Source organism: Desulfurococcaceae archaeon MEX13E-LK6-19 (genome assembly GCA_029637525.1).
In the GTDB taxonomy this organism is placed as follows: domain Archaea; phylum Thermoproteota; class Thermoprotei_A; order Sulfolobales; family Desulfurococcaceae; genus MEX13ELK6-19.
This window is the reverse complement of record CP072660.1, coordinates 1737386-1751421: the sequence shown is the minus strand read 5'-3', so window position 1 is coordinate 1751421 and position 14036 is coordinate 1737386. Positions and strand designations below refer to the sequence as shown.

Sequence of the window (14036 nt, the reverse complement as noted above, 5' to 3'; positions counted from 1 at the left end):
CTTCTCGAAGTCGCAGCCTACATGTAGGTGAAGAGATACAGCTGTATGAGGTGGTGGAGGTGTTTCTGAAACCGTTATTGTTGTCGAAAAATAATAAAGACGAGACAATTAGTAGAAGTAATAAAGTTATGGGTATTATGGAATGATGTCTTATCATGAACTAACGCCACATACAATAATCCGTAATATATCGTTCTCTTTTAAAGTATATAAATATTTCTTGTAAGCAAAAACTCAGCTATTATTGAATAGAATAACTAGCTAGCCTGTACACTCCAATATATGAGCATGTTTATGGAAACCGGCCGGTTTCCATAGATAACACTAGAGCTTTTCTATGGCAAGAACACCATATTCTCTGGGGTGTCTCTGGTTTTGTTTAGTGGTTGTGTTCTGGTTGGCGATGGCTATCCTTCTTGTGGGATCATGATAGGTGGTAGGAGGCCTTGTGAGCTTGGGTTCCGGGTTAGAGGGGGTGGTGTTGTTGAGCGTCTTGTTCATGATGTTGTTCTTAGTCGTCCTGAGGATTATCTCTCGGTTTATCAGAGCATGTGTAATCATGTTTGTCTTAAGTGTCATAGCTGGTATTTCACGCAGGTTCCCGAGGGCAAGTGGTATAGTCCTGAGAAGATAGTGGAGGAGGCGTTGAGGTACCGGGAGCAGGTTACCGTCTGGGAGCCTCGGGAACGAGCTACTATGTGGCATGCTTCTGACCTTTGTGCTCATTGTGGTTTATGTTACTTAACTGGTAGAAGGGGGCATTTCTGTCCTGGTAGGCTGAGTAGAGATCAGGTAGTATTGTCGCTACAAGGCTATGGGCCTGCTAGGAACATCGTATCTTTTACTGGCGGCGATCTTTATTGTAGGAGAGAATACTATACCAGAGTCTTTAGGTTGCTGAAGAAGGAGGCTCCCGATCTATGGGTTCATGTCGAGACCAATGGATATGGTTTGACTAGGAGAAACCTTGAAGCCTATTGGGAAGCTGGTTTGGACTCGATTTGGCTTGACATGAAGGCATATCGTGAAGATGTCTATAAGAGGCTTTGTGGTACAACGAACAAGCATATTCTCGAGCTCCCAGCCTTGATCCATGACATGGGTTTCGTGCTGGAGATAGTGCTTCTCTACATACCGGGTATGGTCGAGACTGATCAGATTAGCTTGTTCGGCGAGCTAATAGCTAGTGTGGACAAGGATATCCCGATTACACTCCTTGCATTCTTCCCGGAATACAAGATGATGAACTACCGTAGCCCTACACTAGAGGAAATGTTGTCTGCATACAAAGCTCTAGTAGAGAAGGGGTTGGGGAAGGTAAAGATCGGGAATGTAGGGGTTTTCTGTAAGTCAAAAAATGAGGTAGAAGAGTTGGTAAAGACTATTGGGAGGCAACACGTGGCGTTATAGGAGAGTATTAGTAGAGTAGTCTAGCACTAGTATATAGACTATTGTATTGTACAGTATCTCTAGGTTCGCAGACTGGTTATTGTACATTGCTAGTGTTTCTAATGCAGTACACTTATTACCTAGGGCTACATAAAGTTTTAATGGCGGTGTTATTGTATGATTGAATTCAATAAGAAAATAGATAATGTTATTGGCCGTAGTGTAGTTATCTACAACAACGTATTATGGGTACTAGCATTAACAAACAATAGTATGGTACTATGCGCCCCAAAGAAGAAGGGGTTCTTAAATGCGTTAAAAACCCTATTTGCAACGCATGAAGCAACGCTTGATCCTAGTTTACAGATCTTCTCCACAGCCATCAGAGTACTAGATAAAAAGAAAATGCTAGAGGACTCCATGAAGCCTTTCGTAGGATCACTAGAGTGCACGGTTGCAGAACAAATACCCTACGACAACATAGCTAGTATAGATATTGATGAAAGAGAACATAGGATCATAGTCAAGACAAAAGATGGGAAAACACTGCATCTAGCAATGCCAGACGGCAAAAAATTAGGTGCAAAAGAATTAACAAAAGAGAAAATACTAGAACACACAAAAGAACTCCTAAAAAGAACAGGATTACTATAGAAGATATAACAAAACATCAAGGGTTTCTCGGGATCATTGTTCTATTGTCTTTACAGGCAAGAATGCATCATTGTAATACTAATTGTTTAAGAGAAAATAATGTAATGCTACGTAGTGTATCTCGTATAGAAACCCGTTAATATGCTCGACAACGTGATTTTATTACTTATGATGATTCATTAATCTTTTTAATCTAATGTAAACCATTCTTTAAGTCTACTCTATTGTTTATTATGTTATTATTTTTCTGAGAAAGAAACATGAGAGTATTAGGGGAACTCACAAACAAGAGCAGAGAACATGTAGATCCCTAGAATTATGGAGACATGTATTTAAGCTAGCTATGCAGACTACTGTTTTCTTGCTTGTTTATTTGTCATGTTTTTGTTTGTCGAAAAGAATTTAATGATGTCTTGCATTAACTTTGTTATAAAAGTTGCTGGGTGTTTTGTTTGCCTGAGAAGTTTGAGCCTTATCCTTTGTTTATTAAGAAGGACTATACTCCTGACCCGGACAGAGATGTTATTGCGGTTTTTAGGATTAAGCCTGCTAAGGGGTTTACTGTAGAGGATGCTGCTGGTGGTGTTGCTGCTGAGAGTAGTGTTGGTACTTGGACAACACTCTATACATGGTATGATCAGGAGAGAGTTAATAAGCTGATGGGTAAAGCATACTATTTCAAGGATCTCGGCGATGGATCATATATTGTCCGGATTGCTTATCCTGTCGAGTTGTTTGAAGAAGGTAATATGCCGGGCTTAATGGCGTCTATCGCCGGTAACATATTTGGTATGAAGCGTGTCGAGGGACTTCGGCTCGAAGACATTTATCTACCCTATGAGTTCCTCAAGCACTTTAAGGGCCCAGGGAAGGGTATTGATGGTGTTCGCGATATCTTCAAGGTGTATGATAGACCTATCGTAGGAACAGTTCCCAAGCCTAAGGTAGGTTATTCACCAGACGAAGTGGAGAAGCTGGCATACGAGATACTCTCCGGTGGAATGGACTATATCAAGGACGATGAGAACCTTACCAGTCCTAGTTTCTGTAGATTCGAGGAACGCGCAAAGAGGATAATGAAGGTAATCGATAAGGTTGAGAAGGAAACCGGCGAGAGAAAAGTATGGTTCGCAAACATAACATCTGATATCAGGGAGATGGAGAAGAGGCTGAAACTAGTAGCAGACTATGGCAACCCCTACGTGATGGTTGACGTGGTTATCGCTGGATGGGCTGCACTAACCTACATCAGGGACCTAGCAGAGGAATACGGACTAGCAATACACGCCCATAGAGCAATGCATGCAGCATTCACTAGAAACCCATACCATGGTATATCAATGTATGTTCTAGCGAAACTCTACAGGATCATAGGTGTCGACCAAATACACATCGGCACACCAGGCGTAGGTAAACTCGAGGCAAAAGCAAAAGACGTGATAAGATACGCAAGCATCCTCAGAGAAAAACACTTTAAACCAGACCCAGACGACGAGTTCCACCTAGAACAAGAAATGTACCATATAAAACCAGCATTCCCAGTCTCATCAGGAGGACTACATCCAGGCACACTACCAGATGTAATCAAAGCCCTCGGCAACGACATTGTCATACAAGTCGGAGGAGGAGTCATAGGACATCCAGACGGGCCACGAGCCGGAGCCATGGCTGTCAGACAAGCACTAGAAGCCGTAAGCAAAGGTATACCACTACAAGAATACGCTGAAACACACAAGGAGCTCAAGAGAGCACTAGAAAAATGGGGATTTGCAAAACCCGTATAGCCAGTCTTTCTTCCAATGGATTAAAATACCTAAAATATTAAACAATTTTCTTTTGAAAAACAAAAATAAACTGATAATCGACGCAAGCAATATTGATGATTTATACTATTGGTTACAGGTTATGTAATGCAGCCAAAAGCATAGTGTTAGAATCGTGAGAAGTCTTCTTGGGATAATAATCGGTGATTAAACATTGGTTGTGGTTGTAGGAATGGGCTCTACAACTATTATCGGATATGATGTAATGTATTAGTTGGCAGAGGTTACTGGGTCTTGGAGCCTCCTTGGTATCGTGTTTCAAGATTTTATGAGAAAGTAGGTGAGGACAGGGTTAAGTGTCTTGTTTGTAGTCGTGGCTGCGTTCTTGGTGAGGGAGCAAAGGGTTTCTGTGGCAACCGCGTGAACAAGGATGGCAGGCTCTATTGTGTTTCTTATGGCTTGCTTAGTGCTGTTGAAAGCCGCCCTATCGAGATCAAGCCTTTGTTTCACTACTGGCCCAACTCTACATCGCTGACTTTTAGTGGCTGGGGCTGTAACTTCAAGTGTCCTTGGTGCCAAAACTACTTCTTGAGTATGGCTGACCCTAGGCCGGAACACTCCATATACTTGTCCCCGAAGAGTCTTGTCCTCGAGGCAATCAAGAGGGGTGACGAGGGTGTTTGCGCTAGTTTCAATGAACCAGTTGTCCATGCTGAGTACGTTATTGACGTAGCCAAGATCGCTAGGGAGTACGGGCTCTACACGGTAATAGTTACAAACGGGTACATGACTAAGCGTGTACTCGAGGAAATGCTTGAAGCTGGTATAGACGGCTATAGCATGGATATCAAATGCTGCCCTGAAACCTGTAGGAGAATACTCGGTATAGACCCCTATGTAGTGCTCAGTAATGCAAAGTACATTATAGACAATGGCGGGCACGTAGAAATGGTGTACCTTATTGTGACAGGAGCTAATGACTCTGATGAATGTATCGACTGGATTATAGATAACCACTTGAAATACCTAGGAGAAAACGTGCCCTTACATATAAACAGATACTATCCAGCATACAAGTACAATAAACCGCCAACACCACTTGACACACTTTTCAAAGCATACAATAAGGCTAGGGAAGCAGGCATCAAGTATGTATACCTAGGGAACATAAGTGATGAGAAATACCAAGATACATACTGTCCAAAATGTGGTAAACTACTAGTTAAGAGGAGAAGATATAGAGTAGTCGAATGGAAGCTGACAAGAGACAATAGATGCCCGAGATGCGGTGAGAAAATACCCGTTAAGGGAGAATACGTACCCGGGAAATCGCTGCCTCCCCTATTCTAGCATTGATCCATAAGATATATTGTGTTGAGCCAAAGAAAATACTGTACAGGTGGCTGTTATGGAGAAGAAAAACATGTTAGGTCCATGTGGCGAGAAAATAGGATACTGGGAGACAGTTGAACCAGAAAGACTTGACGAGAAACAAGCAGTAAAAACAACAGTGAGATGGCTTATCAGGGAAGAAGATGGTGCAAAGACTTTCTCGATGAGATTATTTGAAGTAGAGCCTGGAGGACATATAAAAGCACATTATCACCCATGGGAACACGAGATCTATGTACTTGATGGTGTTGGCGAGATAAGGATCGGTAGTAGAGTCTATAGAGTAACCAAGGGATTCTTCATATATGTACCACCTAATGTTGAGCATGAATACTGGAACAAGAGCAACGACAAGACATTGAGGTTCTTGTGTATAATACCAAATAAGCCTACTGTTGATGACAAGAAAAAGAAGGAATGTTAAGGTTTTTATTTCGTTTGTTTTCTAGAGAAAAAATTTTCTGGAGTACAAAGAATATTCATCATTACTCTTCAACGGGTTCTATATGAATTATTTGTACAGGACAAGCCGAGGCTGCTTGTTCTACACATTCCTTCAAGTCTTCTGGTATAATACCTACAGCGATATTGCCCCCTTCTCGGTATTGTTCAACGATCTGGGATTTGTTGTCATCAGGATTCATTTCAAAGACGTCCGGGCATATGCTTACGCAAACCATGTCAGAAATGCAGTTCTCTCTAGGCTCTATTTTAACTCTATACTTGGGCATAATTTAATCGCCTCACGTACTATCCAAGATGATATCCCTTAAAATATTTTCTAGAACACCTTCCAATAGCGTCTTTTTAGTTCAAGAAAATGGTTTTTAAATAATCATTGTAATATTAACCATATTTTCCCTTGAATTAATTTTAAATACCCCATTTTACAATCCTGTGAAGAATAGATTACGCGGTGAAGGTGCTGTTCTAATGATAGCTATTGAGGCTAAAGACCTTTATAAGAAGTATGTAAACAAGCGCGGATGGCTAAGGAGGAGAGTAGAGGAAGTCGAAGCGCTCAAGGGAGTATCATTCATTGTTGAGAAAGGTACTGTGTTCGGTCTTCTGGGCCCAAATGGTGCTGGAAAGACAACTACAGTAAAGATACTCGCGACACTTCTACTGCCAGATAAAGGGACAGCGAGAATCATGGGGTATGATGTTGTTGAAGAAGCTAGAAGAGTTAGAGAAGTCATTGGTGTCTCGTTAAGTGTTGAACGTGGTTTCTTCTGGAAGCTAACGGGCTACGAGAACCTGAAGTACTTTGGTATGCTCCGTGGTCTTGATGGAAAATATCTTGAGGAGAGAATACAGTATGTTATGGAGCTTCTTGGATTAAAGAAACTTAAGGCACACGAGAAATTCTATGAAGAATTTAGTCTCGGTATGAAAGCAAGACTTAGCATAGCCAGGGCTCTACTTCATGACCCAGAGGTGCTTATTCTCGACGAGCCAACATTAGGACTAGATCCATCGAGTGCTCGTGCAATCAGGGAGCTATTGGTTAAATTAGCTCATGAGGAGGGTAAGACTATCCTTATAACATCCCATAATATGTTTGAAGTAGAGATGATTTGTGATAAAGTAGCTATCATAAACAAGGGAGAGATAATAGCTCATGGCACCGTTGCTGAGCTAAAGAGGCTTGTCTCAAAAGAAGTCCCGGTATCTATCGAGGCTTGGCGCCCAGGAGTTGTACAGTCCAGGTTAGCAGAGCTCGTCTCCGAGAAGCTTGGTCTAAAAGCCTCGGTTATCGTGGACGACAAGGGGTTTGCCAAAATAAGAATTCTTGCTCCTCTAGGTGAGGAAGACAAAGTTGTCCATGAAGTACTAGAGCTGCTCAGAAGCGTTGGTGCGAGAATAAGAGAGGCTAAGATACTGGAGCCAACACTTGAGGATGTCTTTATTAAATTAACGGGTGGCGTGGAACAATGAGACTACTAATATGGAGTAAAGCAGACTTAAAGTACATAAAGTCGGTTATGAAAGCAGAATTCTACGCCTTTTATTGCTGGATGAAGAATAATAGAATGTTTGCATTCATGATGCTAGTCTGGCCGTACCTTATGGCAGGTTTCCTACTCGGTTTAGGACTCCTTCTAGGCAGCCTTAAGGTTTATGGAGAGAGAATGGGTGTGGCGAACCCCGTTTTCTACATAATAGCCTCTAGTGGTGTACTGATCTCTAGTATAAGTATTATAGACTCAGCTGTTGCCACAGTTCTTGAACACAGGTGGGTTGGCACACTACCATACGTTATCTCTAGTCCACCAGGATTCCGGACAATAGCCATGTTTGGACCACTGCTACCAGCTATCATAGGCTCCTTCATTAGCATATCAGCTATCTTGCCGGCAGCGGTATTGTTTGAAGGAATACTTGGTGCATCAAAAGTGTTCTTAGCTCTTATATTAATCTATATTGCGACATTGCCTCTCATAGGGTTGGCTGTTATCATAGCTGGAGTAACTCTGATTATGCGTGAAGAAACCAATATAGCTAGCTTCATGACACCCTTCATGATACTTGTGTCAGGGGTTTACTACCCACAGACCATACTTCCATACGTTCTTCAATTGCTTGCAAAGGCTGTGCCAGTGTACTATGTTGTAACAGCAGTAAAAATTCTCGCAACATACCATATACCTCCTTTCAATATCTTCTTCACTATTGCTGGCATACTGTTTGGACTCACACTTATCTACAATACAATGGCGTATCCTGGGGTGAAGACTATTGAGAATAGGATCAGAAGTAAAGGCATACAAGACTAAAACAAAGGCAATTCTATGGCTTCACTTGGTTAGACTGGAGAGATACAAGTATGGATTCTTAAACATGATATTAACCAACATGCTATGGTATATGTTGTTCCTTCTCGGAGCACTAATGTTTATCCCGGAGGGAGAATTCCAGTTATTCGCCATCATAACATTCTGGGGAGTAGTACTATGGAGCATGATGAATAACTCTGTATGGCTTATAGCTGGGTGGACATGGTTTGTAATAGCTACAGGTATTATTGAGGAGCATATTGTATGCGGTGTTAACCCGCTGGCTCTAATAATGGGGAGATTCGTGACAGGATTCACTGTTAGTCTTATAGCGATCCCAATAATAGCACTAGTATTTACAGGTCTAGCTGGTTTGGCTCTATTTAACATCTATAGCATAGTCTTTCTGTTACTTGGGATAGGTCTTCTCTTAGCTTACTCTAGTTTATATGCAATAGTGTTAGCGGCATTAAGTTTGAGAACACATGTACCTGGAGTAATGCTTGATATAGTCAATATATTCATGTACATAATAGGAGGAATAGGAGTACCCGTTTCAAGAATGCCGAGTGGACTACGTGAAATAGCTCTCCTATTACCATACACTCATGCAGCCGAGTTAACGAGGTATGGTGCAGTAGGTCTAGAACCATACATAGGTATAGCAACAGAAGTTATTGTATCGATACTCTATCTATTACTAATGGCTACAATAGCGTATATTGTAGTAAAGCGTGTCGAAGAATACATTAAAAAACATGGAGTCAAAGGCGTTGGCAGAATGTAGTCAGCTATGCGGGGCCCAGCTCATAAGCCCCTCATCCACAAGCGGTAAGGGCTTCACAATAAAACCCGGGATTCCTCATCACGCCAAATAAATAGTATTGTGGCTACTGGATTTAAATATAATTATTAAAACAGACATGGCTACTCGAGCATAGTTTTATTTAATAAGGATCCGCTAAAGACATTATTAGCACTGGTGGTACTCTTTCAAGACTAGTTGAGTCGGACTAGAGGTGAACTGGTTGGTTTTATTTAGAGAATTTGTAGAGAAGACAAGCCCGAGTAAGTTCGCAGAATATCTTGACCATACATTGCTCAAGCCTGTAGCCACCTTTAAGGATCTTGAGAAAGCTATCGAAGATACTAGGAGATATGGTTTTGCCTGTCTCGTCATACCGCCATCGCTCCTTGAGAAAGCACGTGAAATAAGTGGTAACACTATAAGGTTAGCTACAGTCATTGGTTTCCCTCTCGGTAGCACGTTAACTAGAGTTAAAGAGGAGGAGGCGCGTGAAGCAGTTTCTCTTGGTGCAGTAGAGATCGATATGGTTATGAATATAAACATGTTTAAATCAGGAGCCAAAGATTATGTCCTCGAGGATATGAGGAGAGTTGTTGAGGCTTCCAAGAAAGCTGGAGCAGAGGTAGTCAAGGTGATTATTGAGACAGGGCTGCTGAGTGATGATGAGAAAATCGAGGCAACACGCTTGGTAGTAGAATCCGGGGCAGATTACGTCAAGACCAGCACAGGATTCCTTGCGGGAGGAGCTAATGTACACGATGTTTCCCTTCTATACAAGGCTGGAGGCGGCCGTATAAAAGTAAAGGCAGCCGGCGGTATAAGGCATGCAGAAGATGCGATAGCAATGATTCTTGCGGGCGCATCAAGGATAGGTACAAGTACTGCTCATAAGATTATCGAGGAATATATTAGGCTTAGAGAAGAGAAGACCTAATCCCGGTCAATAATCTCTCTTATTTTTCTCCTAACATACGGTCCCTTGGGTTCTCCAAAGACTCTTCTTGTTAACTTACAGAAACTACACTCATTCCCACTTGATACGAGCCCACATATAGTGCATTTCTTATACTCGTTTCTTGTCTCAGGGTATTTCTCAATATTCTTGGCGAGCCTGCGGATAAACCCTATTTTTGTACTTGGATACCTTTCTTCAAGTTCATTAATTAACTTCTTTAAGTCTAATTCAAGGGACTCTCTGAGAGCAAATGGACATTTACTTGATACGAATGGTAAACCCGTGTATAGAGCATACCGTAGAACTTCATCCTCATAGACATCATAGAGTATCCTCGCTCTGCCGACTACAAGGTTTTTGATAGTCTCTGTTTTTGGAGAGAGTTTTCTTATAGCCTCAAGGTTTTGCCCAATAAACTCCTTGAATGCATAAGCCATCATATCATCTAGGTTATGCCCAGTAACAACTACATCGGCACCTATCTCTATGGCAAAAGCGTTAATCAAGTACCTTTTAATTATACCGCAGACAGAACAAGGAGGCCTACGTGCCTTCCTAGCAATCTCTGGAATACCCAGGCCCAGTAGATCTTTTAAACTAATAACATATAGCTTGACATTATGTTCCTCAACAAGCTTCTTTACCTTGTCAACACATTCTTCAGAGTAAGCATTAATACCCAGATTTATATGAAGTGCAGTGATGTCGAGATTCATTTCTTTAGCTATTTTTGCCAATAGTGCGAGTGCTGTAGAACTATCTTTACCGCCCGATACAGCTACGAGTACGTGATCTCCTGGTTTAAACAGGTTGTAACGCTTAATGGACCTCAATACTTTTCTCTCAATAAACTCTATGTAGTGCTTTTTACAAAGATTAAGTCTAGCATACTCTATCCTAATTGCTGCTTCTTCTCCACAAAAACTACATTTGGTGGTCATTATGAACATCCTAAAAACCTTCTTAGAGTTTACTGGTATATCTTTTTCTCTACGATCCATTTGGTTACTATAGTTAATGTTATTGTGTAAAGAACTAGACTAATGAGTGAAGTAATAGGGTCTATTAGATCGTATCTACAGTACATGCTGTACCTAAGTAGTTCAACGATATAAGTTAATGGTAGTGCGTAAGATACTAATTGTACTATTGATGGAAGCATATAGATTGGTATGAATATACCTGATAAAAACAGCATTAGGAATCGTAGTGTATTCATGAAAACCATTGAATTCTCGATCCTCATGACAACAGCAGCGATTATGCCTATTAGAGAAAATATTATTGAACCTAGCAATACTGCTGTAAAGAACGTTAGCATGTATACTATTCTTATCTTTACGAAAACCATTATTATTGCGATAGACATACAGGCTCCTATGAGACCAAACACTATCCCGCCTAGACTCTTAGCTATTATAATTGAGCCTAGTGTTACTGGTGCATAGAGTAGTCTTTCAAAACTTCCAAATCTCCTTTCAATACCTATGCATACTTGTGCCATGGTTGATGAAGAAAACATTAGTGCTAATCCCACAAGTCCCGGGATTATTCTCCAGTTATATGATACGGCGATAGCTAGTACGCCAACTATTGCAGCGGGGGTTAATATCCCCCAGCTTATTGTCGGCGGTTTAGCATAGTATTGCCGGAGATCCTTCCACAGTATTGCCTTGATAGAGCCTAGCCTACTCATGAGGTTCACCACTATGGAGTATTCTCAATAATACTTCATCCCAGGGCGTGCTCGATGTATTTACTTGCTCTATTACAACGCCATATTTCTCTATGAGAAATGCTAGATCCTTTAAAACCTTGGTTGTTCCAACATTCTTTATCTTTACTAAAACACCTCTGATTCTCACGTTGTTTTCTCCCCAAAGTCTATACATTTCGTCAATAACATCGTCTGTTAAGTCATTAAACACGATCTCCATGGCGGGCTCTAGTCCGGCTATGTCTTTAAGTTTCCCGGGTTCTCCTTCTACGATCTTCTTACCTTTATTAATTATGAGAACTTTATCGGCAAGCTCCATAGCTTCAGGTATATTGTGTGTTGTTAACAGAATGGTCTTACCCTTCTCAGCAAGGTCTCTAATCAAGAGCCTTATAGTAACAGCGTATTTCACATCAAGACCGCTTGTCGGCTCATCTAGAATAAGAATCTCTGGGTCGTGAAGCAGTGCAGCCGCTAGGTCGACTCTTCTTTTCAAACCTTTTGATAGAACATCATATTTCTTGTTAAGGAAATATTTCAGATTAAGTAGCTCGACTATATAAGATATACGTTCTCTTCGCTCTTTCTTGTCCAAACCATATAGCCGTGCAAGAAATTCAAGGTTCTCTCTTACACTGAGGTCTCCAAAAAGATTTGGTAGTTCTGGCATCACACCTATCATCTTCTTTATTTCCAGAGTCTCTTTACTGACGTCTTTTCCAAGAACAGTAATTTTCCCTGAATTAAACTTGATCAAACCTGCTATGGATTTTATCGTAGTTGTTTTGCCAGCGCCATTAGGCCCTAGAATAGCGTATACCTCACCCTTCTTTACGGTAAATGATAGGTTGTCTACTGCTTTGGTTTTACCATAGTATTTGACTAGCTTGTCAACAACTATAGCGTACATAATTACTCATCCTTGTTACAGTCTAAAGATAGTATTATAGTTGGTTATACTATATTAAACTATGCAAGAGAATCAAGGAAGCAGGTGGTGACCCGTAATTGTCTTGTAGAGTACTTTCTATAGTAATGCTTGTTATTCTATTGAGTACAATACATGTGCTGATTACCGATACTCATGAAGAACATGTTCTATGGCCTATGTACAAATATGATGCTAAGCGAACAGGTTTCTGGCCTGGACACAATAATGTTGTTTACAGAGGGTATAATGTATCATGGGTTTTTGAGGCAGAACTATGTGTTGCAACGTCTCCTGTGCTAGCTAACATAGATAATGATAGTTTGCTAGAGATCATTTTTGGTAGTTGTGATGAATATGTTTATTGTGTTGATGGAAGAGGAATGCTTGAATGGAAGTACAAGACTGGTGGAGGAGTCTCGAGCCCTGTTATAGGGGATTTCGATGGTGATGGTGTTCTCGAGATTGGTATTGGAAGTAGTATAGGTACGTTCTGGATATTAAACGCAGTTAATGGAACACCTGAGTACACTATACAAGGCTCTTTTACCATAGCTGCTCCAGCAGTATATGATATAGATGGTGATGGTATTGATGAGATTATTGCTGGGGATGTCAAGGGATATCTGCATATAATAGATTTTGATGGCATCAACTATATCGATAAGTCTGTTGCTATAGGAGATAGTCTGTTGTTTGCCCCGTCAATAGGTGATGTTAATGGTGACGGGTATCCTGAAATAATTGTTGGTACAAGCAGATCAACAGGAGAATATGGTTTAGTAAAGGGAGTACTTGCAATAGTTGATCCTTCTACAATGACTATTACTAGAGAGCTAGTATTTAGCGGCGAAGAAGTTAATGGCGCGATACCACTATACGACATTGATGGCGATGGTGTTGATGAAATTATTTTTACAACAAAACACAGTCTGTATGTTCTTGATGTCGACTCTAACGAGACTTTGCTTCATGTAAGCTTTGGCAACATAATCATAGACGCGGCGCCATCGATTGGTGATTTCGATAATGATGGTAAACCCGATATAATTGTAGCGACTACACAAGGGTTGTACGTGTATTCACTCAGTGGCACACTGATTTTCAAGTTTCCATTCACTAAATCAGTAGTGTCACCAATCGTAGGAGACATTGATGGTGATGGATTAAATGAGGTGATAGTATCTGATCACGATGGCAAACTACTCATAATCGACTATAGAAATGGTGTGGAGTACGTTCTACAAACACAGGGACCACTCATTGCCCCGGCTGCAATAGGTGATGTCGATAACGATGGGTTATATGAGATAATTATTGGTAGTAGAGACTTCAACCTGTATTGTATAAAAGGAATTCTAGAGCCATCACCCAAAACTTCCTCAGCAACACAAACAAGTACTACATTAACTTCAACTACTTCTGTCACACAGGAAAACGAAACTAGCGCAAACACATATTCCTCTCCCACAACATCTAGTAAATACAGTTATACGTATAGCCAGGAGACTACAGCTGGACGGCAAATAACCAATATTCCATTTCCATTAATAGTGCTTGTAGCATCATTGATAGTCATCATAATGCTGGCTTACATGTTAACGCATAAAAGGTAGTGTGCCTGAAATAACAAAATAGATGATGACCTGATGG

General features: G+C 40.9%; 14 protein-coding genes. 10 read left to right on the top strand and 4 right to left on the bottom strand.

Features of this window, described 5'->3' with window-relative positions:
• The first annotated feature begins 426 nt into the window (after window positions 1–426).
• The 5 genes from J4526_08970 (at window position 427) to J4526_08950 (ending at window position 5622) form a co-directional block, all read left to right on the top strand.
• On the top strand, window positions 427–1410 hold the full coding sequence (locus J4526_08970; GenBank protein ID WFO76393.1) for a radical SAM protein: 984 nt from the start codon (window positions 427–429) through the stop codon (window positions 1408–1410).
• 156 nt (window positions 1411–1566) lie between these two features.
• Window positions 1567–2043: a hypothetical protein gene (locus J4526_08965; GenBank protein ID WFO75186.1), complete on the top strand. Its 477-nt coding sequence runs from the start codon at window positions 1567–1569 to the stop codon at window positions 2041–2043.
• A gap of 452 nt (window positions 2044–2495) precedes the next feature.
• A complete protein-coding gene (gene rbcL, locus J4526_08960) occupies window positions 2496–3827 on the top strand; it encodes a type III ribulose-bisphosphate carboxylase (GenBank protein WFO75185.1) in 1332 nt (443 codons plus the stop codon).
• 273 nt (window positions 3828–4100) lie between these two features.
• On the top strand, window positions 4101–5156 hold the full coding sequence (gene amrS, locus J4526_08955) for an AmmeMemoRadiSam system radical SAM enzyme (GenBank protein ID WFO75184.1): 1056 nt from the start codon (window positions 4101–4103) through the stop codon (window positions 5154–5156).
• A 58-nt stretch (window positions 5157–5214) separates the two neighbouring features.
• Window positions 5215–5622: a cupin domain-containing protein gene (locus tag J4526_08950; protein WFO75183.1), complete on the top strand. Its 408-nt coding sequence runs from the start codon at window positions 5215–5217 to the stop codon at window positions 5620–5622.
• 61 nt (window positions 5623–5683) lie between these two features.
• Here J4526_08950 and J4526_08945 read toward each other — a convergent pair whose 3' ends face one another.
• Entirely contained in the window at window positions 5684–5929 is a 246-nt protein-coding gene (locus tag J4526_08945; GenBank protein ID WFO75182.1) for a ferredoxin, read from the bottom strand.
• Window positions 5930–6131: 202 nt separating this feature from the next.
• Here J4526_08945 and J4526_08940 point away from each other — a divergent pair, with 202 nt between their 5' ends.
• From J4526_08940 to deoC, 4 genes are all read left to right on the top strand, one after another.
• The gene (locus J4526_08940; GenBank protein WFO75181.1) at window positions 6132–7136 is read left to right on the top strand and encodes an ABC transporter ATP-binding protein; all 1005 of its coding nucleotides are present in this window, start codon (window positions 6132–6134) and stop codon (window positions 7134–7136) included.
• Entirely contained in the window at window positions 7133–7975 is an 843-nt protein-coding gene (locus J4526_08935) for a hypothetical protein (protein WFO75180.1), read from the top strand. The genes J4526_08940 and J4526_08935 overlap by 4 nt, the downstream gene beginning before the upstream one ends.
• Window positions 7938–8762: an ABC transporter permease gene (locus J4526_08930; GenBank protein ID WFO75179.1), complete on the top strand. Its 825-nt coding sequence runs from the start codon at window positions 7938–7940 to the stop codon at window positions 8760–8762. Before J4526_08935 ends, J4526_08930 begins: the two co-directional genes overlap by 38 nt.
• A 241-nt stretch (window positions 8763–9003) precedes the next feature.
• Window positions 9004–9717, top strand: a complete 714-nt coding sequence (deoC, locus tag J4526_08925) for a deoxyribose-phosphate aldolase (protein ID WFO75178.1) — start codon at window positions 9004–9006, stop codon at window positions 9715–9717.
• On the opposite strand, the gene J4526_08920 is transcribed toward deoC, so the two are convergent.
• From J4526_08920 to J4526_08910, 3 genes are read right to left on the bottom strand one after another with little or no spacing between them, the layout of a single operon-like run.
• On the bottom strand, window positions 9714–10679 hold the full coding sequence (locus J4526_08920; GenBank protein ID WFO75177.1) for an adenine nucleotide alpha hydrolase family protein: 966 nt from the start codon (window positions 10677–10679) through the stop codon (window positions 9714–9716). The two genes, deoC and J4526_08920, sit on opposite strands and share 4 nt — an antisense overlap.
• Before the next feature lie 29 nt (window positions 10680–10708).
• On the bottom strand, window positions 10709–11434 hold the full coding sequence (locus tag J4526_08915; protein WFO75176.1) for an ABC transporter permease: 726 nt from the start codon (window positions 11432–11434) through the stop codon (window positions 10709–10711).
• Window positions 11427–12365: an ABC transporter ATP-binding protein gene (locus J4526_08910; GenBank protein WFO75175.1), complete on the bottom strand. Its 939-nt coding sequence runs from the start codon at window positions 12363–12365 to the stop codon at window positions 11427–11429. Before J4526_08910 ends, J4526_08915 begins: the two co-directional genes overlap by 8 nt.
• Before the next feature lie 98 nt (window positions 12366–12463).
• Here J4526_08910 and J4526_08905 point away from each other — a divergent pair, with 98 nt between their 5' ends.
• Complete coding sequence (locus J4526_08905) at window positions 12464–13999, top strand: VCBS repeat-containing protein (GenBank protein WFO75174.1); 1536 nt, start codon at window positions 12464–12466, stop codon at window positions 13997–13999.
• The last annotated feature ends 37 nt before the right edge of the window (window positions 14000–14036 follow it).